Below are 20,470 nucleotides of genomic sequence, written 5' to 3'. Positions count from 1 at the left end.
TGTCGCGCGCGTTGCTGTGGAGGCCGGAGGCGATGTTCTTCACGCCGTTCATTCGCAGGGCGCCGACGGCAAAATGGCGCCAAGTCGCCAGGGAGCGCGGTGCGTTGCCGGTCTGCAGCTGGGAGGCGTCCTCGGCGAAGGTGATGTCGCGGACGTGGTGCAGGGCCTCGGTCTTCCAGTGGTCGCGGATGAGCTTCGCGAGCTGCGTGGACGTGGCCCTTGGCGGTCACAGCACGGGGAGTGCCTGCTGCGCTGCCGGTGGCACCTGCGGGCGGGGCACAGTCTCCGTCGTCTGCGCCACGGCCGTGGTCTGCGCCCTGGTGGCGGGCGCCACCGGGGGGCCGCCCCGAGCTGGTGGTCTGGCTGCTGCTCGTCCCGGCGGCCGGGCTGCTCGCCACCGTCGGTTTCGCGGTGCGCCGGCCGCCCGAGGCGCTGAGCGTGCCGCTCGCCGCGGTTGTGGGAACGCCTTCGACATCACCTTCGACAGCCGGCTCTCAGCGGTCCGGCAGTAACCGCAACCACCCTGGTTACACGTTCGTTTGACAGACCCGGCCTGCCCGGACTCGGGGGATCTGCAGTGGACCCTCGCACGCGGCACGGGAATCCGCGCTGGCGATCGCCGACGGGAAGCGGCCCGAGGAAACTCGCGTGGGGCAGACCGGTGCCCCTGAACGTGCCGCGGCCGCTGCGACGGACCAGGCTCCGTGCCATGCGGCTGTCCCGTGTACCCGTCAACGTCTCGCCGCAGGTGGCCCGGTCTGGATCTGCGACCGCCCTGACGGAAGTCCTCTTGCCAGCCACGGATCGGTCGATGATGACGGGCAGCAGGGGCATGGAGCCCAGCCCTCCGAGCGCTCCTGATGCGCCGTATGTGCTTCTTTCACGCCCTGCGTGCCCTCCAACTCACCCTGCCTGAAGGTGCCTTGCCCTTCATAACGGATGTGTCGCTGCGTAGTTGGCAAAGAAGCGCAGGTTATCGTGCTGACGAGCCGCCGATGTGCCGATCTTCGTGCCAGCTTGGAGCGGGGCACTGTTGCTTTGGTGTCGCCGATGTAATCACCCGAGCCTCCAAACTTCTGATCCTGCCAGTTCTTCACGGTCATAACGCCGTTCGTTGTAACTGAGCATCTCAATGAGGCCCCGGGCGGTGAGCCGTTGCTGGTTTTCTGTCATGCTGCGGGCATGAGGGATCGGCACTCCTCCAGGGTTAACCCATGTCAGCCAGCCGCGGCCGTCAACCTGAGCCCGGCAGCGGTTCGCGTTGTCTTGGTGCAGGCAGAACGGAACGTCGAGATTTCCGAGTTCGAATGCGCGTATGAGCGCTGATCCCACGTCGCTTCCCAGAGTTAGCGTGTGAGTGATAATTGCCTGAGCCTCTTCATAGATCCCAGAATCTGGAATTCTGGCCGGTTCGATCACCGTCTCTCGCTCGGCTACCGACGCTGCGAATTCTAGGGCGTGAACATTCTCCGTAATCGATGGGATTCTGCTGGCTTCCGCCACAGTCTTAACGATCAGTCGCTCGGTCCCGGAATGGGCAGCGAGCCTCGCGCTCGCCTCAAGCAGCCTGTATGCCCCCAGCCGACTGCGTGGATAAACACCCATGTAGGTGTACAGGACAGAATGCCAGTTAGCATCTCCGAGCCAGTAGTTCGCCAGTGCGCGCAGGGCAGAAATTGCCTCGATATCCTGCTGCGGATTAGTTTGCTGAGCGTAGCTGACGGAAATATCATGCAGTCCGTGTTCGCGGAAGAATAAGCCTTCCAAGATGCTCAGGGCGATCAGCAGGCTCGGCGGGCACAACTGCCCCAGCATGCATCCGCCGAAGCTCTCTAGATGCACCGGTTCACTGATTCTCGCGAGCATCTCACAGCATTCCGCCCATGCGGCCACGGCTTGCGACAGAGGGACGCGACTATAGGGCAGGCAGTAGGAGACAGGACCGCCTTCGGTGGCGTCGATGCCGGCCGTCATCAGTCCCGCAAACAACTCGCCAGGCAATGCCGATCCATGCCTTACCTGCACCGGAAAGTCGTCTCCCGCGATTCCGGCAAGCATCTGGCGAGTCACCGCCGCACCGTGCGCCACCAGCGGGAATCCATTGAGGTCCTCGCCCTTCTCCAGAGCGAGAAGTGCTGAGGCATGGTCGTTCACCCGAGTATAACTGTCAACAGTGATGGTACCTACAGTGGCTGCACTGACTTTGCTGACCGCCTTAAGTCCCGCACGCATCTGATCGACGGTGCCGAACCCCATTCGCGGCTGGACAACCAGTTTTCCTTCATTCGAAGCCTGCCGAATAAACCGGGTGAAGCGTCCGGGGCTGGGAGGAGTTGCCATCAGATACTCCGGGTTTTCGAGGAGGAAATTTGCTTCGGCGCCGACGACACCAGTCCGAGATAATCGAGGAATTGGTCAAATTCGGCGTCCGCTTCGAATACCGCATCGAAGCCATTCGCGACCAGTTCAGCTCCGAATCCGGCATGCCGGGAACCGTGAACGCCCAGCTTGCCGCCGATAACAACTTTCATAGGAGCAAGCTCCGGATTCTGGCGAATCTTCCTGATCAGTCGCAGGCCATCGATATGACCGTGCCCGTTTACCGTGCTAATGACCAAGGCGTCTGGCTGGACTCTGATGCATTCAGATATGATGAGCTCGTCCGGAGTGCACGCGCCCAGATTCACTACCTGCCCGCCATGTTCCTCGAGCAGCAGCTGAAGAAACACGAGGTTCCACATATGAGCATCCGATGACACGCTGGCCACAACGAATTTCCCTCCGTTTCTATGGGAAATAGAATTCACGGGCGGTTCATCTCGCTTCCTTGTGACGTGACAATTCGAGCTGACGCAGAAGCAGTCTATGTTCTGTGATCCGGTGCTCATCGGAGCAGCTGATTGTCTCACTTTATCGGACCGCGCTTGCTATCCTCTTGCAGCGGCCTTAGCTGATTCCTTGGGGTCTAGGAACCGACTACCACCTCAGCAAGATTGCCCCCAGACGACGCGAGCGCGAACTTGTCCGCCGGCTTGAACGACTCACCGGCAAGAAGGTCGATCTTCAACCCGTCTCAGCCGCCTGACCCTGCCTCCAACCCGCCGCAACACGCCACTCGTCACAACCCGGCGACCTCCCGATCGACGGGCGCCCGAACTTGACCGTCCCCGACTTCATTTTCGAGTCAGCCGGTTTCATGAACCGAGTCGGTGGAGACCTCCTCCGCACACCGAGCTCAGGAGGTCGGCACCGACAACTGTGTCGCGTCGGAGAAGGGAAGGAATCGATCGCGGCAGCCGTACTCACTGCGCGGTGACTTTCTCGCTGGTACCCAGCCCGGTGTTGGCATCGCCGCCGAGCGCGGACACCGCTGCGCAGGTGCAGAGCGCAATGGCCCGGTCATGGGGCGTCGCGTCGCGCTCAGCAACAGCAGTTCGTCGCGCTGCCGGGCGGCACGGGTCTGCTCGCCGATCAACCAGAGGGTGAGCGCACGGTAGATCCGGATCGGCACGCGCCGGCGGTAGGTCGGCACCTGCTGCCGATCCCCGCCGGGAAGGGAGTCAATGTGCTCAATCGCGGCGTCAAACTCAGCAAGCGTTTGCCCGAACCGGCCGCGTACGTACATGATCGCGCCGCTGGTGAACTGATGTGCCGTCTTCGCCAGCGGATCGCGGTGCGCCTCGGCGGCTCTGCGCAGTTTCTCCACGTGGGGGCGGCACTTGTCGTAGCGCCCGCTGACCGGTTGCATGTAACACCACGTCCCCTGCAATGACGCGGCGTTCCGCGCGTCCCGCGCCGAGGTTGGACACTCTCGCGGCAGGCTCGTCGCCTCCATATCGCCCCGCCACGCACCGTACCCAGCATGATGGTCAGGTGCCGGTACAGCGCCATCGCGGTTCGGTGTGCGCGGGAGAGTTGGGCCGGTGCGTGAGCAATCGCGGTCCACGGCGCATCACTGCTCGGCCTTGTCGTGGGCGTGCCGCCGGGTGGCCTGCTGCCCGCCCGCAGCGTATGTGCCGGCGCCTCCTGGTCGAACACCGCTTCGGCCTGCCACACGTGACAGGCGATCCGGTCGAAACAGTCGCAGCCCACGACCACTGGACGAGGCGGACGACCCGGAACTTGACGCCCAGGCGGCCCGCTACTGGTCCGTTGCACAGGCCGGTGAGGTCGAGATCTTGGTGGGCTGGCCGCTCTCGCACAACTGAGACACGGCGACTTCGACCGGCCACTGCGGACTCGATGGCCACGTCGGCACGGCAACGAAGTCGTTCGACTGGCCGCTCAAACGGATTGAGTACGGAGGCCCTAAAAGTTCGGGCTAACCGCACCCATCCGATCCGGCCCGTGTTGCTTGGCCGCTGCCAGAAACGCGTTGTTATCCTGTGCGGTCCCTATCGTCACGCGGACGCCCTCATCCGGGTAAGGCCGCACGTTGACCCCCGCCAACGCGCACGTGACGGCGAACGCCCGTGTACGACTGCCAAGCGGCAGCCAGATGAAGTTCGCCTCCGATGGCGGAACGTCGAATCCCATGGCGAGCATTGCGGCGCGGACACGGTCACGTTCGGCAACTGTCCGCTGGACGCGGCTGAGGAGCTCTGTTTCCGCCGCCAGCGACGCGATGGCGGCGGCCTGGGCAACGTCGCTGACGCTCAACGGCATGATCATACGCTGGATCCGGGAGATGAGGTGGGGATCCGCGAGCATGTAGCCGACCCGCAGGCCGGCGAGGCCGTAGGCCTTGGAGAAGGTCCGGGCGACGATCAGGTTCGGCCACGACCTGAGCAGGCGGACGCCCAGGCCGGGATCCCGCGCATACTCGCCATAGGCCTCGTCAAGCACCACTAGGCACGTCCGCGGGACCGAGTCAAGGAACCGCAGGAGGTCGTCCCCGCTTGCCGCCGTGCCGGTCGGGTTATTGGGGTTGCAGACCAGCACCAGACGCGTCCGCTCGTCGACCGCTGCGGCCAAAGCGTCGAGGTCGTGTTTGCCCGCAGCCAGCGGCACTCGCACAGAGCGGAACCCGGCGAGATCGGCGAGCACAGAATAGCCATCAAACGATGGCCACGAGTAGGCAACGGCGGCCCCCGGCTCGGTGGTCACTGCGAGCAGCGCCTGAATGAGCGTGATTGACCCGGCACCCACCGCGATACGATCCGGGGAGACGTCGAAATGCCGGGCGAGTTCGGCTAGCAGCGCTCCGCATGCCGCGTCCGGGTACCGGTTGACCTCGGCCGCGGCGCGGGTGATCGCGTTTACTACTGACTCGAGTGGCTGGAACGGATTTTCGTTGCGGGCAAGCAGATAGGCGCGGCCGTCCGCGGCGCGGGCTAGACCGCTGGGATAGTCAGGATGGAAGCTGTCCGCGACGCCGAGCAATCGGGCGAGTCCGGCATCCTCGCGGACTTCGGCATGGTCCACCGCCTGGGAACCGGTTTCTCCTGCGAGACTTGGGAGGCTGGCGGTCCGCTTCTCGATGAACTGAGCAATATCTGCCAGCGTCTTAAGACTGAACAGTTCATCGTCAGCGATTTTGATGCCAAGGCGCTGGCTGAGCGCCAAGGACAGTTCAAAGGTGGCGAGTGAGTCCAGACCCGCATCTTCGCGGCTTGCGTCCGGGGACACTTGGTCGGCGTCCAATTGCAGATCGTCAATCATGATCGTCTTCAGCAGTTCGTACATGGGTCCTCCGGTGTCCGATAGCTGGGCTGCTATGCGCTGCTCATAGAGATTGGCGGTGGCAGCCGCACATCCCACGCCGCGAAGTTGGCGCTGCCGGAACGCGCTCGCCGGCCAGGGACTGTCTGCTCGACGGGCCGGCCAAACAGGTCTCGCGGCCGCCGGACCCCGGCCGGCTTCCTTCGGACACCTCGTGCTCGTCCAGGACGGCGCGCAGCAGCCACGTAGTGACCGCGGTCACGGGGCGTCCGTCGGCACGGGATAGGCAGGCACCGAGCGGCGACTGATGCCCTCGAAGACACCCGTCACGTCCGTGCCGGCCGTCGGGACGTCTTCCAGCGGTCGGGTACCGGATTGGTCCGGTGTTCCCAGACAACGTTGTTGTCCCACCACTGTTCGACCTGCTGCAGTTCCGCCTCGGTGTCCCGCTCGGTGAGTCGGAAGACCATCTCTGCGATATGGGGTCCGAGTGCGGTGGTGCCGTCGTAAGGGCGTCCGACGTCGCCGCAGGATAGGTAACTCACCACCCCTGGTAACGAGCATGAGTCGGGCAGCGCGCGCAGGATTCCCCTGGCCGGTGGGAACCGGGCGAAGCCGAGCCGTTCTCCGCTCGGGCGAATATCGACCTGATCGCCGCGTCCGGCTTGGCCGAGCAGGCTTGCGCCGTGGAAATTGACGCCCAGCACGGCTTCATGTATATCGGCGACGAGTGCCGCACCCGCCCGGCAGGCGATCTCGCAGACGACCAGGCGATCGTCGGCGGTATGGAACAGCTCGAGATGGAAAGCGCATAGGTCCGGTACTGCGGGCAGCGCAGCCACAACCCGCTGCGCAGCTCGCCGCAACTTCTCGGACAGTGGGTGCTCGTCGGGCAGCATCCCAGTCATAGCCGGGGCGTCGAACGCGACCGAGAACCAGTCGGAGTAGAGGTTGCGGGAAGGCACCCCCAGCACCACCTCACCACCCTTCATGAGGCCGTTGACATGGTAGAAGTCGCCCTCGATCCAGGCTTCGGCCAATCGGGAGGATCCGGTAGGAAGAGCCGGGAGGCTGCACAGGGCCTGTTCGTCCATCAGGACCAGGGTGCCGTTCGACGCGCCGGAGTCGAGTTCTTTGACCACGACCGGGTAGCCGACCTGCCGCGTGAAATCGGCAAGCTCGTCGTTGGTCTGGAACTTGCGCATGGGTGCGACGTCGATCCCTGCTGCCGCCAAGGTCGACTTCATGACGTGCTTGTCCCGATACGCCGTGGCCGAAGCGAGGCTCTGTCCAGGCAGGCCGAGTGCGGCCCGGATTCGCGCCGCACGCAGGACCTCACGTTCACCGAGCGACAGAATCCGGCGCACGCCGAACCGTCGGGCGAGTTCGACAAACGCGTCGTCCGATACCTCTGCGAGGCTGGTCACCACCTCCAGGTGCCGGAACCGCCGTGCGTATTCGGCATCGTCGGCAGGGGGGATGTCCGCTCTGGTGGTCACCACAACCAGCTCTCGCGCGGCGTCCGGGAACCACTCGTGCAGGCGCGAGACGATGTGCTTGGTGTTCAGCAGGAGAAACGGACCCTGTTCGGCCGCCATGTTCACCCTTCGGTCAGTCGTTGTTTCCACGGTCTTCCCCGGTGCCGTTGAAGTAGGACAGGATCAGCACACCCCGTTCCAGGCCACGCCCGCCGACCACTGGCACGGTGTTGTGCCACGAAAGAGACGATGCCGAGTACACGACGCACGTCCCGCCCTGGGGCAGCGGGATGCGAACGTCGGGTTTACTGTGCCCATCCGGGCCTGACCGTGGCTCCAGCTCGCCGAGACCGACCTCCGAGACGAGTTCCTGCCAGGCCGGAGCTAACTGCTCGCAGGGCGGTCGCAGTCCTGTCGACTCGCATCCCAGAGCTCCCACGCATGGACGCGGTAGTGACGCCGTGCATTGCCGATTGAACGGTCGGCGCGCACATGGCGGTCGAGCTCCGGACGGGCTGTCGTCCAGTTCCCGGAGCCGATCGGCCCTATCAGCTCCGGGAAGGGCCGGTCCGGAACGGTCAGGAGGGCATCGGTGTTGATCACGCAGCTGCTCTCTCCTCGATCCGCCAGGCCGACTGGGACACGTCCAGTGTCATCGGCACGGTTGCCGTCCAATGGCCCAGGAGCTTGCGAAGAACTTGCCGTCCACGAACCCGGTCGACGCGATTCCCAGATGGGGTCAGCCGGATTTGGGTCCAGCGGCTTACCTGGATGTTGGACACAGGGTCATGCGACTTCGGGAAGCCTGGCCGATGTTGAGTCGAGACTGTTCTCCCTTGCGGTGGCCCGGCTTCCGGCACCCTGCAGGGTCTCGTGTTTGCATGAAGCGTTCAGGATCTCCGCGGCGGCGTTGTCCGCCGAGCTGCCGATCGCACCCGTCGACTGGTTCACGCCGGCCTGACGGCAGGCCTGGACGAACGCGCGAACTCGGGGATTTCGTTCATCGTCGCGCCGATCTCACGCGAGGCCAGGTGATGCCGTCGCCGTGGCGGACCGCGGAGAGCACGAAGAACCAGCTGCCGTCCGAGCGCCTGGCACCGCGCAGGCATTTGCCGTCCCCCGCTATCGCCCGGCGCCTGCGGCGCACTGGATCGGCTTGTGCGGCAGCCTGGTGGGCCCGGCGCTGTTCGCGCTCGGGGCCGCCGTCGGGCATCAGCGGCGCGGGAACCGTGTGTTCGTCGGGAAGCAGGGACGTCAAGTAGGCGAAGCCGGCCGCGCTGAGTTCGGCGGGATCGAGGCGTGACAGCACGCTGCGCAGGGTCATCTCGCTCGGTACCCGGTAGCGGCCCAGGAGCGGGTGGTAGGGCAGGCCGAAAGCGGCCAGTTCCTCGGGGGCAGCCCGCCGGCACCTCTCCGCCGCCGAGGTGATCGAGTCGTGTCCCGCGGGCGTCATCGCGCAGACCACCAGGGCCGGCAAGGAGGAGAGCCGGTAGCGCACCCCGCCGGCTCCGCGTGGGCCGGTGAGCGATTCGAACTCGGCGACCAGGCTGCGGACTTGGTCCCGCGCGGCGCCCTCACCCAGGGCCTGCAGACAGGGTGCGCGGGAGACGCGAACAGGGATGGGGGATGATGGCGGGACGAACACGGCACCTTCGTGTCGGCGTTGACCGTGGTGTCCGGGTGGGGCCGGTACAACGCGACCGCCTCGGCCCGGAACTCCGGCGAGTAGTGCTTCATCACCATCTATGCAGGACTCCAGTTCGCCCAGACCGCCACGATCTGAGTGCGTCAGGTGTCCAACAATCGGGGTCAATCCCCCTCGCTTGAGTCGCGGCAAGGTTTCCGGCGGCGACTGGTCAGCGCGAGGACAAGCCGTCGGCAAGGTTCCGGGCACAAGCTAGTCCTCGTTCGGAACCGGCCGTGAACCGCGCTAACCACGCATCCATCGTGGGACGCAACACCCCCACCGAAGCTGCGATTTCCTTCATCTGCCGGGACTCGGCATGCAACAACACGATCCGAGCCCGCGTCGCCACCGTCACCGGCGCATCAGCGCTATTGACCAAGCCCGCAACTCGGTCAGCTCATCGGAGGTCAGTCCCGTCCCGACAGTCAACACGCACGAGCAATCAACCCAACGTAAATCACGAGACACCAGTGGCTGTTGCATGCAACTGGCCCTAGGGCGGATCACGCTGCACCTTGACGGAAAGGCGACCGTAGTATGAAAGCAGCTGGACGGCTGTCCGTATCGGTACTTGGCGCCGGACTCATCGGTATGGACCTGGCGACCAAGATCATGCATTCAGATTGTCTTGACCTGCGGCTCGTCGCGGGCCGGGATGATGCCGCTCCGGGGCTCCGGCGGGCGGCCCGGCGCGGCCTGCCGGTCGCGACCGGGGGCATCCAGTCCCTCATCGACGCCGACGAGGATTTCGATGTGGTGTTTGATGCCACCAACGCGTCCTTCCATGCCGAGCACGCGGAGAAGCTCTCGGCGTCCGGCACGATGCTCATCGACCTGACGCCCAGCAGGGTCGGGCAGATGATCATCCCGACCGTCAACAGGGCGGACATCTGCTCCCACCGCGACATCAGCATGGTGACCTGTGGTGGGCAGGCGTGCGTACCGATCCTGCACGCGATATCAAGGGTGCACGAGATCGACTACATCGAGGTCGTGACCACGGCCGCCACCCTGAGCGTGGGCCGCGCGTCGCGCCTGAACCTCGATGAGTACGTAGAAACCACGCAGGATGCGATCCGCTGGTTCACCGGCGTCGAGGACGTCAAGGCGCTCATCAATATCAGCCCAGCACGGCCTGCAGCCACCTTCCGGGTCGCCATGTACCTGCTGGGAAGGGATCTCACAACTGACTCGGTGCGCTCGCTGGTGACAGGAGCGGCGGATGAAATCCGCTCGTTCGTCAGGGGCTTCGACATCAAAGTGTGCACCGTCAATGACTCCATGGCCTTTGTCTCCGTGGAGGTCACGTCATCCAGCGATCGCTTACCTCAGTATGCCGGGAATCTCGACATCATCAATTCCGCCGCGATTCAGGCCGCCGAGTGTTATGCGGCGGACCGGCTCTCGCTGGCAGGTAGGGAGACGTCATGACCCAGGTAGCGGCTCGGGACGCCGTCCCGGGCAGGCCGATCCAGATCCACGACCCGACTCTGCGCGACGGCCAGCATGCCGTCCGGCATAACCTCGGCCCAGACCAGTTGCGTGCATACCTGAGGGCCGCCGACGCCGCGTCCATTCCGGTCGTCGAGGTCGGCCACGGCAACGGCCTGGCTGCCTCCTCCCTTCAGGTCGGCCGGGCTCGGCTGAGCGATGACGAGATGCTGTCGATCGCCAGGGAAACCCTGACGAACAGCAAGCTGGGTGTTCTCATTTTTCCGGGATGGGCCACGATCCAGGACCTCAAGAATGCCATCTCGCACGAGGTCGACTTAGTACGCATTGCAACTCATTGCACTGAGGCCAACGTCGCGGAGCGGCACCTCGGCTTCCTACGCGACGAGGGCGTGGAGGCGCACGGCATACTCCTGATGACTCACATGGCGAGCCCCGATCAGCTCGCCGAGGAGTGTGCGCGCCTGGTCGGGTTCGGTGCAAGCGGCGTGGGCATTCTCGATTCTTCGGGGCATTTCCTTCCCGCGGACGTCACGGAGCGCATCCGGGCCATCCGTGCCGCCGTCGATGTGCCGGTAATGTTCCACGGGCACAACAACCTCGGCATGGCCGTGGCGAACTCGATCGCGGCCGCGGAAGCGGGAGCTGACATCCTCGACGCGTGCGCTCGGGGCTTCGGCGCCGGCGCCGGCAACACCCAGCTTGAGGTCCTAGTGCCCGTGCTCGAACGACTAGGGTTCCGGACGGGCATCGACCTGTATCGGCTCCTGGACGCTTCGGACATTGCCAGGCGAGAGCTGATGCCCGCACCGCCCACAATCGACTCCATCTCCATTGTCAGCGGGCTGGCCGGCGTATTCTCCGGATTCAAGAAACCAGTGCTCGACATCTCCGCGCGCGAGGGAGTCGACCCACGCGATGTCTTCTTCGAACTCGGCAGGCGTCAAGCGGTCGCGGGCCAAGAGGATCTCATCGTGGAGGTGGCGCTGGCCCTGCGCGCCGCCCGGAACGGGGGAAGCCATGACGGGCAGTGAGATCGGGACGGGAGACCCCGCGGTCATCTGCGGCACCGGGTACCGGCTGCCAGACCGGGCAGTCACCAATACGGAGCTATCCGCGCGGCTCGACACGTCAGAGGCCTGGAACTCGAGCCGGACTGGGATCTCGTGCCGCCGCAGGATCGAGCCAGGCCAGGCCACATCCGACCTCGCGGCCGCGGCGGGTGCTGTCGTGCTCGAGTCCGCGGGCGGCACATCAGTACAGGCGGCATGCCGATTGTGAACGCAAATTCCAGGTTCTTCATACCGGCCCCCAGCGTGGGAAGTGTCCTCGGGGACGCCGAGTTGGCAGTGCTGAGCAAGCTCATCCGGTCCGGCGAGAGCCTCTCGCAAGGACGCTGGAGGGACAAGTTCGAGCAGGCGATGCGCGAGCACATTGGCAGCCGGTATGCGATGACTGTCACAAGTGGAACAGTTGCCGTCATGCTTGCGGTGCACCTGCTGGACCTCGCTCCCGGTGACGAAGTCATCGTGACTCCGCAGACTTTCAAGGCTACCGCTGACCCGTTGCTGGCCCACGATGTGACCGTTCGTTTTTGCGACGTGGAGCCAGACACTCTGAACGTAGATGTCGCCTCGTTCGAGTCGCTGATCACCCCGAGAACCAGGGCCCTGATCCTGGTCCACTATGGAGGTCGGCCAGCTCGGATGGACGAGATCATGCGTGTGGCCCGACGGCACGGCATCCGTGTGATCGAGGACTGCGCTCACGCGCTGGGTGCCCTTTACCGTGGCCGGCGACCTGGCGTGCTTGGCGACATTGGGTGTTTCAGCTTCCACTCCAGCAAGAACATCACGACGCTCGGCGAGGGCGGGATGGTCACCTTCGACGATCCAGAGTGGGCTGAGCGCGTCGACCGCATCCGCTCCAATGCCGCCGACGGAGTGTTCGTCCCTTCACCGCTGGTGGCCGGGCCATACAAACGCTCGGAACCATGGATGATGTGGGCGGGGGATTCATACGAGAAACTGTGCCTCCGCGTCCGCCATCCCGGTAGTAATGCCACTCTCAGCGAGGCTGGGGCGGCCGTCGGACTCACCCAGTTGCAGCGTCTCAAGGAGCTAGCCGAGCGGCGGCGGTGGATCGCTGGACGCCTCACCGAGACGCTGGCGGAATTCCCACACGTGCGGGTGGCTGAAGTACCCGAGGACATCTACCATCCCTACCACTTGTTTACCTTCTTCATCCAGCAAGGCCAAGGGACGAGCCGCGACGAGCTCATCCGCGCTCTCGAAGACGCTGGAGTTCAAGTTCAGCTGCGCTACTTCCCCCTCCATCTTCGTCCTGAGTGGCGAGGCCGAGGTCATCGCCTCGGTGAGTGTCCGGTCACCGAACGGATCTGGTTTCACGAGCAGGTCAATCTGCCGTGCTACCCATCGATGACCGACACCCAGGTTGAGCATCTGGTGCTGGCTTTGAAGTCCGCGCTCACCAAACGGCGAGGCATCGGCGATGGCGGAGCGTCGAGTTACGAGGAGGCTCGGGCATGACGGAGTCCTATGACGTGGTGGTCGTGGGAGGCGGGCCCATCGGCCTGGCTACCGCCTGGCAGGTAGCTGAACGCGGCCATCGAGTCTTGGTCTTGGAGCGGCACACGTTCTTCAACGAAGTCGTGGGAACAAGCGGCGCCGAACGTCACTGGCGACTGCAATACACCCAGGAGGACCTGTTCCGCTTGACATTGGAGACCCTTCCGATGTGGCGCGCGCTGGAGAGCCGTTGCGAGCGTCGCCTCATCCACGAGATCGGCAGCCTTTGGTTCGGGGACACCGACGTAGTTACGAACGAGGGCCAGATATCGGGGACCGCGGCGGTGATGGACAAGCTCTCGGTGCGCTACGAATGGCTCAACGTCACCGACATTGAGCGGCGATTCGGGTTCCGCGGCCTTCCCAAAAACTATGAGGGGTTCCTCCAGCCTGACGGCGGCACGATCGACGTCAGGGGTACGTTGTCGGCTCTATTCACTCTCGCACAGACGGCAAATTGCACGTTGCGTGCTGCTGAGACGGTGACGGCACTTCTGCCGGACGCGAGCGGCGTGACTATTACCACCGATCGGGGCACCTACCGTGCCGGCAAAGTCGTGCTGGCCTGCGGTCCCTACACCAACGACCTGCTGGAGCCACTGGGGGCGCGACTGGCGTACTCGGTGTACGAGATGGCACTTGCGACCTACAGGCAGGCCAATCCGGTAGCTGAGGCGCCGTTCTGGTTCGCCTTCCAGCAGCCAACGCAGGAAGATACCAACCTGTTCTACGGATTCGGCCACAACCCGTGGGCTCCCGGGGAGTTTGTGCGCTGCGGGCCGATCTTTGAAGTGGATCCACTGGGCCACCCATCGACGGCCACAGGCGTTGCCGACCGTCGCCAGATGCAACGGCTATCAGGATGGCTAAGGGACCATTTGCCCAGTGTCGATCCCGAACCAGCACGGACCTCAACCTGCCTGGCTGTGCTGCCCACGGATCCCGAACGGCAGTTCTTCCTCGGCACCGCGCAGAACCTGATTACGCACGGAGAAAAACTCGTTGTTTACGGGGCGGGCTGGGCGTTCAAGTTTGTACCGCTTTTTGGTCGGATCTGCGCCGACCTGGCTGTGGAGGAAGCTACCAGATACGACATCTCACGGCTCGCCCTGCAATCGGCTATCTGAGCCAGTCCGCAGAATGACCGTTCTTGGCAGCAGGATCGCCGAATAGGGCACATCTCTGCGCAGGGTGAACGTGACACCAGCAATCATCTTCGGCGCTCCTTGGCGTTCCTACGCTCAGTGGTCGCGAGAAAGGCATGTGCAGTGACGGTCCTGGAAGAACTGACGTCGATCCTCATCAGTCTTGGCGTGGAACCGGAGGCCCAGGCAGGTGACGGGGCGTGAATTCATTCCGCCCCGAGGATCTCGATCTTCCGCGAATCCCGCCGAGTCGCGCGCGGGAGTATCGCCACCGTCGGTGGTGGCTTCCTGAGCGGGTTGACCGCCTGGTGCTGCGACATGCGGGCGACCACCCTGAAAAAGAGGCCGTCTCCGGCCCCAGCGGCCGTCTGACCAGGCGCGAGCTGGCGCACGCGGTCGCCGGCGCCGCCGCCAAGCTGTCCGCCCTCGGGATCTCGCGGGGGGATCGCGTGCTGGTCCAACTCCCAAACGACCTGGAGTTGGTGGTACTGCCGCTGGCATTGATGAGGTTGGGTGCGCACCCGGTCATGGCGGTGCCCTCGTTGCGTCGCCGCGAGCTGCTGTCAGTAGTAGCGGCCACCCGGCCTACGGCCGTGGCCGTACCGCGCCGCTGGCAGCGTTTCGATCATGCCGCACTGGCGAGGGAACTACAGCAGAACTGTCCGAGCATCCGGCACATCCTGGTCGCTGATCGCACGCCAGACGCCGGTCTCGCAGGCACTGGTACCGCAGACCTGGTCGAGATGTGCCGTCCGGATCCCGAAGCCAGGCCCATGCCCGATCTGGGACCGCCGCTGGACGATGAGCCTGCCGTCTTCCTTTTGTCCAGCGGGACCACCGGTCCTCCGAAGGCAATCGCGCGCGCCCACGAAGGCTACGGCTACATGATTCGGATGGCCGCGCAGTGGGCCGCACTGTCGCCGGACACGGTATACCTCGCTGTCATGTCGGGGGCTCACGGATTCGTCCTGAACTGCCCTGGGATATTTGGCGCCCTGGCCTTCGGCGGCCGGGTCGTTCTGGGCTCGCCGGGAGATCCCGCAGCGACACTCGATCTCATTGACCACGAGAGGGTGACGCATACCACGTTGGTGCCTGCACTGGTCACCCAGTGGCTGAATGAGGTCCGTCAAAGGGGCCACCGGCCGGGGTCGCTGCGCGTGATGCAGGTCGGTGGCGCCCGTTTGGAGCCTGCCCCTGCGACCGAGGCCCAGATGCTGCTCGGCTGCACGGTGCAGCAGTGCTACGGCATGAGCGAAGGTCTGCTGAACTACACCGCTCTTGATGATTCCGGTGACGTCATTGCACACACTCAGGGGCGGCCAGCCTCACCTGGCGACGAGATCCGCATTGTGGATGAGGACGGCAAAGAGGTGGCTCAAGGTGAGGTGGGAGAACTGCTGACCAGGGGCCCGTACACGGTTGCCGGATATTACGCGGCACCGGAGGCTAATGCGCGCGCCTTCACTGACAACGGTTTTTACCGTACCGGCGACTTGGTGCGGATTCACCCGTCAGGTGGCCTGGTAGTAGAAGGTCGGATCGGTGATGTCATCAACCGCGGAGGAGAGAAAATATCAGCCGGTGAAATCGAATCATTGCTCAGCGAGCATCCATTGTTGCAAGCAGTCGCAGCGGTCGCGATGCCGCACGCAGTTTGGGGGCAGACAGTTTGCGTTTTTGCCGTCCCTTTCGACCCCGAGACACAGCCGACACTGCTTGAACTCCGCCGTTTCCTCACCGAACGCGGACTTGCCACGTTCAAACTGCCCGAGGAACTGAGGATCGTTGGCGCCCTCCCGATGGTCGGTGTCGGCAAGATCAACCGGGTCGCCCTTCGTGCGGCGGCAGCGGAACGGCAGGCCCAACCGTGACGGGCGCCGCAGGTGCGAGCTGATCGTGGAGTGAGAGAAACAGGTAAGCGGCGATCTCGCGGTTGGTCGCGCTGCGCGCGACCACTGGAGAAGGCCGAAATGGTGCCGACCGATTTCAACGCTGGGGAGCGGGTCCAATGACCGAGATGCTCGAACACGAAGTTCCGTCGTTCCCGATGGCCCGCGAGTGCCCCATGCACCCGCCGGCCGAGTACCGGGAGATCCGCAAGCAGGAGCCGGTCAGCCGGGTCCGCATGCCCGACGGCCAGTTGGCCTGGCTGGTCACCAAGCACGAGCTGGCCCGTAAGCTGCTCGCCGACCCGCGGGTCAGCTCCGACCGCCGGCACCCGGCGTTCCCGGGGAAGCTGACCACCGAGCAGCGCACGGCGTTCGAGCGCATCCGCCGGCTCAGCACCCGCCGGTCCATGATCCTCCTGGACGGGCCCGAGCACGGGGCCCACCGCAAGATTCTGACCAGCGAGTTCTCCCTGCGTCGGATCGCCGCGCTGCGCCCGCGCATCCAGGAGATCGTCGACCAGAGCGTCGACGACCTGCTGGCCGCGCCGCAGCCGGCCGACCTGGTCGAGCACGTGTCGCAGGCGGTGCCGTCGCTGGTGATCTGCGAGCTGTTGGGCGTGTCCTACGAGCAGCGGCACGACTTCCACGAGTGGGCGCGCAAGCTGATCAGCCGGACCATCTCGCCGGAGGAGCGCACCGCGGCCTCCGACGCGCTCAACGACTGCCTGGAGGCCCTGGTCACCGAGAAGGAGCAGGGCGAGCCCACCGACGACGTGATCGGCCGGCTCATCGCGCGCAACCGGGAGACCCCGGTGATGACGCACGAAGAGATCGTCGGCACCGCCATCATGCTGCTGATCGCCGGGCACCAGACCACCGCGAACATGATCTCGCTGGGCACGGTGGCGCTGCTGGAGAACCCGGAGCACAAGGCGCAGGTCACGGCCGACTCGTCGTTGCTGCCCTCGGCGATCGAGGAGATGCTGCGCTACTTCAGCATCGTGGAGAACGCGCCCGCTCGGGTGGCGACCGAGGACATCGAGCTCGGCGGTGTGACCATCCGCAAGGACGAGGGCGTCATTGTGTCCGGCCTGGCCGCCGACTGGGACGACGAGGTCTTCGAGAACCCGGACCAGTTGGACTTCCACCGCGGCGCGCGGCACCACGTCGCCTTCGGCTACGGCGTGCACCAGTGCCTCGGCCAGAATCTGGCCCGGGCGGAGCTCGAGATCGTCTTCGAGACGTTGTTCCGGCGGGTGCCAAGCCTGTCGCTGGCCGTGCCGGCCGACGACCTGCCGTACAAGAACGACGCCGGGATCTACGGTATCTACCAGGTGCCGGTGAATTTCTGAGGGAAGAGGCACACCCATGCACATCACCGCGGACAGAGACCGGTGCGTCGGCGCCGGCCAGTGCGTGCTGGCCGCGCCCGCCGTCTTCGACCAGGACGACGACGGACTGGTCGCGCCGCTGACGGTGGATCCGGCCGAGGGGGACCAGCCGACCGTCCGGCAGGCGGTCAACCTGTGCCCCTCATTGGCCATCTGGATCGACAAGGAGTGACCGTCTCCGTCGGCCAGCCGGGCTGAATCCAAAGCCGGTGACTTAGGGCTTTCTGCGGGTGTAGGCGGTCTTCGCGGGCTCGACCATGTTGACGATCGGAGCGTCGGGTCGCGGCGGGGTGCGGTGCTCGGCGCGCTTCAGCGCCCCGTTGGACAGCTTGCGTTTGATCACGCGGGGGTTGGCACGCAACCGCCGGGGCTCCAGGAGACGTTCGCCGATCTCGCGCGGAGTCTGGGTGAGTGCCTGGGTGAGCCGGGAGAGGGGAAAGCTCCGCCTGGTCGGTGACCTGGCGGCGGGCGACGGCGCAGGGTGCGGGTGCAATCGAAGCGGCCCGGATCGCGATCGGACCGCCGGGCGGCCTGGCGCATCAGGTCCCGGATCGCGTGGTGCACCAGGAAGAACGCGTAGATCTCTTGTTCGACGCCGTCCGGGTGCTGGGAGCGCACGACCAGACCGGGGCCGCCCTGGTGGGTTTTGACCTCGTCCAGGACGGTCTCAGTGCGCCACCCGCGAAGCGCCTCAAGCCGGTTCATCGCCGTCCGAGGCGGCGATAATCCAGGTGGAGGCCCTGCTGCGGTTGGCCACGCTGATCGGTCGGCGGCGGCGGATGCGGCAGGGGTGGGGAGCGGCGTCCGACCCCGACGTCCAGACCCCTGACCGCACTATGGGCGACGCTGCCCGCCGCGCGCCGGGAGCTGACGGTGCGTCTGCTGGCGGCCCGGGCGGCGCGCGGCAACGCGCAGGCCGCCAGGAGGGCGGGACAGGTGAACGCGAAGCTGCTGCCGCCGTGGGGCCGGTCGCAGGACAAGATCCGCTCCAGTCATCTGGACCGGGCGGCCGTGGTTTACGTCCGTCAGTCCACCCGCCGGCAGGTGGTTGAGCACACCGAGTCCACGCGGATGCCGTACCGGCTGGTCGAGCGGGCCGTCGCGCTGGGCTGGGCCCGTTCGAGGGTGGAGGTGATCGAAGACGACCTGGGCTGCTCGGCGGCGGTCGCCGAGTCCCGGACGGGGTTCGCCAGGCTGGTGACCGAAGTGACCATGGGCAGGGTCGGGCCGGCTGGTGGTGGGGGTGGAGATGTCCCGGCTGGCGCGGACCGGCCGGGACTGGCACCAGCTGATCGAGTTGTGCTCTCTGTCCGGGGCGTTGCTGGGCGACCTCGACGGCGTCTACGACCCCTCGTACTACAACGACCGGCTGCTGGGGCTCAAGGGCACGATGTCGGAGGCCTGATGATGAAGGACGGCATGGGTGAGCTGTCGAGGATCGGCGCACTCACGCGGTCTCCGCTGCATCTCGCCCCGCTCGCCCAGTCCCTTCGGGCGGCCGGGCGGGCCGACGAAGTCTACGTGGTGGAGCGTCGCCTTCCACCGGCCCGGCACCTCGTCGGTCCGCCGCTCCCAGACGACATTGCCTTCCCACCAGTGTGCGGCCGGAGTTCGCCGTCTACGCGAAGAAGGACATGGAGACCCACTGCCGCACCAGGCCTCGCCCCTCGCTGATCGGTGCCATTTGGTGCCAGGACGAGGTCGATGCCGAATAGAGCCAGGCGGTGCCCCCGACCGGTGACATCGTCGAGGCGGGGCCGGCCGACTTGTCCGGACCGGACCAGAACTCGCATTCTCCGCCGCCGTCGCTCGGCCAGTTCTCATTGACGTGAAGTGATATGTGCAGCTTCTTGTGAAGCTTGCCGGTGCTGAGATCCTCGAAGTCACCGTCGTAGTGGCGATAAATCTCGCACCTGCGATGAAGCCCGGTGGTGTCCACCCCGGTCTCGCGTCGAATCCAGCCGGTGAACCCGTCGGACAGCAGATCGGTAACCAGTTCGCGCCAAGGCGGCGCCAGTGCGTCCAGATCGGGTGTGAGCCCGCTCTTGTTGTCGGCCAACGGCAGGACGGACGAGCGGTAGCGACGCCGGACGTCGCCAGTCGACGTGTCTATTCGCTTGAACAGGTCCGGATCCGGTGCGGTGGCGTTGAGGTCGGCCAGGCTGCGCGCAGAGAGAAGACCGGCCCCGCGGAAATGCCGGAAAGGGTGATCGCAGGTCTCGAGCCGGGTGTCCAGGTTGATCAAGAGTCACACCTTTCAGCGGGTCCGTTCGTCGGCTTGTGCACCGGTTCGGATATCGGGGCTGCCCTGCCAGTGTCGTCGTCGCGCTTGCCGTGTGATGGCGCACCGGTTTGCGAAGACCTTGCTGCTCCGCGGCAGTGGCGGCAAGTTACCGATAGTGGCCAGGCAGCGGATCGACAAGGCGTCGGCAGGGGACCGCGTACAGGCTATGGACAGATCGATTCCTGGCCGCCGACCGGCCGTCCTGAGAATCCCGGATCAACCCCAAGGAGACACCGTGGTGTTGACGCTCGACTCAGCTCTGGAGGAACGCACTCGGCCGTTCCAGCTCTTCCGCGGCCGTGACCTGCTCGGTGCCGATCAACTCGAGCAGTTGCTCTCCACCATGCCGACCGCCGACATCGCGAAGATCGCGATCGAAGACCCGCGACACGAAAAGCAGTATCGAATGAACCTCGTGGATCTCGTCGTCCTCGAAAAGGACGCCCCCGTGTTCCCGCGCCTGTCGGCCATCTGGCGCGACCTCGTGGAAGACCTGCGCGGCGCGGAATTCACGACCTGGCTCGAAGAGGCGACCGGGATCAAGCTGGCCGGCCTGCAGCGCAGCATCGGCCTCTACACCCACCGCAACGGCGACTACCTGTCGGTGCACAAGGACAAGCCGACCAAAGCGATCACCGTGATCCTCTACTTGAACCGCGACTGGCCGGTCGAGGCCGGCGGGCAGTTCCAGATCTTCGAATCTCCTCGCTCGGGCCCGGCGGAGGAGATCAACCCTGTCGGCGGCCAACTGCTCGCCTTCCCTCCCACCGACAAGTCCTGGCACGCGGTCTCGAGGATCGAGCACCCAGACGGGACCGAGCGGATCACGGTCCAGATCGAGTACTGGCTGACCACCGAGCTCGCCGGCTCCACATACCGGCCGCAGAACTGA

The 20,470-nt window shown here is 65.2% G+C and carries 18 protein-coding genes and 2 pseudogenes; 9 read left to right on the top strand and 11 right to left on the bottom strand.

Annotated features, from left to right (window positions below):
• Positions 1 to 1,056 precede the first annotated feature (1,056 nt).
• From AB0A61_RS32090 to AB0A61_RS32055, 8 genes and pseudogenes are all read right to left on the bottom strand, one after another.
• On the bottom strand, positions 1,057 to 2,340 hold the full coding sequence (locus tag AB0A61_RS32090) for a methylaspartate mutase (protein ID WP_361300091.1): 1,284 nt from the start codon (positions 2,338 to 2,340) through the stop codon (positions 1,057 to 1,059).
• The gene (locus AB0A61_RS32085; protein WP_361300088.1) at positions 2,340 to 2,768 is read right to left on the bottom strand and encodes a cobalamin-dependent protein; all 429 of its coding nucleotides are present in this window, start codon (positions 2,766 to 2,768) and stop codon (positions 2,340 to 2,342) included. Before AB0A61_RS32085 ends, AB0A61_RS32090 begins: the two co-directional genes overlap by 1 nt.
• Positions 2,769 to 3,235: 467 nt before the next feature.
• On the bottom strand, positions 3,236 to 3,748 hold the full coding sequence (locus AB0A61_RS32080) for a hypothetical protein (protein WP_361300085.1): 513 nt from the start codon (positions 3,746 to 3,748) through the stop codon (positions 3,236 to 3,238).
• 560 nt (positions 3,749 to 4,308) lie between these two features.
• Positions 4,309 to 5,685: a histidinol-phosphate transaminase gene (gene hisC, locus AB0A61_RS32075; protein WP_361300082.1), complete on the bottom strand. Its 1,377-nt coding sequence runs from the start codon at positions 5,683 to 5,685 to the stop codon at positions 4,309 to 4,311.
• A 302-nt stretch (positions 5,686 to 5,987) separates the two neighbouring features.
• A complete protein-coding gene (locus AB0A61_RS32070) occupies positions 5,988 to 7,259 on the bottom strand; it encodes a hypothetical protein (protein WP_361300079.1) in 1,272 nt (423 codons plus the stop codon).
• Between the two features lie 738 nt (positions 7,260 to 7,997).
• A pseudogene (locus AB0A61_RS32065) lies at positions 7,998 to 8,105 on the bottom strand (transposase); the annotation flags it as partial.
• Positions 8,106 to 8,122: 17 nt separating this feature from the next.
• A pseudogene (locus AB0A61_RS32060) lies at positions 8,123 to 8,784 on the bottom strand (transposase family protein); the annotation flags it as partial.
• 211 nt (positions 8,785 to 8,995) lie between these two features.
• Positions 8,996 to 9,175: a helix-turn-helix domain-containing protein gene (locus AB0A61_RS32055; RefSeq protein ID WP_361300124.1), complete on the bottom strand. Its 180-nt coding sequence runs from the start codon at positions 9,173 to 9,175 to the stop codon at positions 8,996 to 8,998.
• A gap of 188 nt (positions 9,176 to 9,363) precedes the next feature.
• Here AB0A61_RS32055 and AB0A61_RS32050 point away from each other — a divergent pair, with 188 nt between their 5' ends.
• The 7 genes from AB0A61_RS32050 (at position 9,364) to AB0A61_RS32020 (ending at position 17,466) form a co-directional block, all read left to right on the top strand.
• Positions 9,364 to 10,257: an acetaldehyde dehydrogenase (acetylating) gene (locus AB0A61_RS32050; protein ID WP_361300076.1), complete on the top strand. Its 894-nt coding sequence runs from the start codon at positions 9,364 to 9,366 to the stop codon at positions 10,255 to 10,257.
• Complete coding sequence (gene dmpG, locus AB0A61_RS32045; protein ID WP_361300073.1) at positions 10,254 to 11,312, top strand: 4-hydroxy-2-oxovalerate aldolase; 1,059 nt, start codon at positions 10,254 to 10,256, stop codon at positions 11,310 to 11,312. The genes AB0A61_RS32050 and dmpG overlap by 4 nt, the downstream gene beginning before the upstream one ends.
• A 234-nt stretch (positions 11,313 to 11,546) precedes the next feature.
• Complete coding sequence (locus tag AB0A61_RS32040; protein ID WP_361300070.1) at positions 11,547 to 12,827, top strand: DegT/DnrJ/EryC1/StrS family aminotransferase; 1,281 nt, start codon at positions 11,547 to 11,549, stop codon at positions 12,825 to 12,827.
• On the top strand, positions 12,824 to 13,993 hold the full coding sequence (locus tag AB0A61_RS32035; protein WP_361300067.1) for an FAD-dependent oxidoreductase: 1,170 nt from the start codon (positions 12,824 to 12,826) through the stop codon (positions 13,991 to 13,993). The genes AB0A61_RS32040 and AB0A61_RS32035 overlap by 4 nt, the downstream gene beginning before the upstream one ends.
• A 218-nt stretch (positions 13,994 to 14,211) precedes the next feature.
• Positions 14,212 to 15,885, top strand: a complete 1,674-nt coding sequence (locus AB0A61_RS32030) for an AMP-binding protein (protein WP_361300064.1) — start codon at positions 14,212 to 14,214, stop codon at positions 15,883 to 15,885.
• Positions 15,886 to 16,022: 137 nt separating this feature from the next.
• On the top strand, positions 16,023 to 17,255 hold the full coding sequence (locus AB0A61_RS32025; protein WP_361300061.1) for a cytochrome P450: 1,233 nt from the start codon (positions 16,023 to 16,025) through the stop codon (positions 17,253 to 17,255).
• A 16-nt stretch (positions 17,256 to 17,271) separates the two neighbouring features.
• Entirely contained in the window at positions 17,272 to 17,466 is a 195-nt protein-coding gene (locus AB0A61_RS32020) for a ferredoxin (protein WP_361300058.1), read from the top strand.
• 42 nt (positions 17,467 to 17,508) lie between these two features.
• Here AB0A61_RS32020 and AB0A61_RS32015 read toward each other — a convergent pair whose 3' ends face one another.
• Both AB0A61_RS32015 and AB0A61_RS32010 read right to left on the bottom strand, forming a co-directional pair.
• Positions 17,509 to 17,637, bottom strand: a complete 129-nt coding sequence (locus tag AB0A61_RS32015) for a hypothetical protein (protein WP_361300055.1) — start codon at positions 17,635 to 17,637, stop codon at positions 17,509 to 17,511.
• Between the two features lie 682 nt (positions 17,638 to 18,319).
• Positions 18,320 to 18,508 (bottom strand): hypothetical protein, encoded by a 189-nt coding sequence (locus tag AB0A61_RS32010; RefSeq protein ID WP_361300052.1) that lies wholly within the window; start codon positions 18,506 to 18,508, stop codon positions 18,320 to 18,322.
• Between the two features lie 35 nt (positions 18,509 to 18,543).
• Between AB0A61_RS32010 and AB0A61_RS32005 the strand changes: the two genes are divergently transcribed.
• Complete coding sequence (locus tag AB0A61_RS32005) at positions 18,544 to 18,699, top strand: hypothetical protein (protein WP_361300049.1); 156 nt, start codon at positions 18,544 to 18,546, stop codon at positions 18,697 to 18,699.
• A 213-nt stretch (positions 18,700 to 18,912) separates the two neighbouring features.
• Here the strand turns inward: AB0A61_RS32005 and AB0A61_RS32000 are convergent, their stop codons facing one another.
• On the bottom strand, positions 18,913 to 19,539 hold the full coding sequence (locus AB0A61_RS32000; protein ID WP_361300046.1) for a 2OG-Fe(II) oxygenase: 627 nt from the start codon (positions 19,537 to 19,539) through the stop codon (positions 18,913 to 18,915).
• 274 nt (positions 19,540 to 19,813) lie between these two features.
• Here AB0A61_RS32000 and AB0A61_RS31995 point away from each other — a divergent pair, with 274 nt between their 5' ends.
• Complete coding sequence (locus AB0A61_RS31995) at positions 19,814 to 20,470, top strand: 2OG-Fe(II) oxygenase (protein WP_361300043.1); 657 nt, start codon at positions 19,814 to 19,816, stop codon at positions 20,468 to 20,470.

This window comes from Streptomyces sp. NPDC046197 (genome assembly GCF_040646295.1).
Classification (GTDB): domain Bacteria; phylum Actinomycetota; class Actinomycetes; order Streptomycetales; family Streptomycetaceae; genus Streptomyces.
This window is presented reverse-complemented; position numbering and strand designations above follow the sequence as displayed.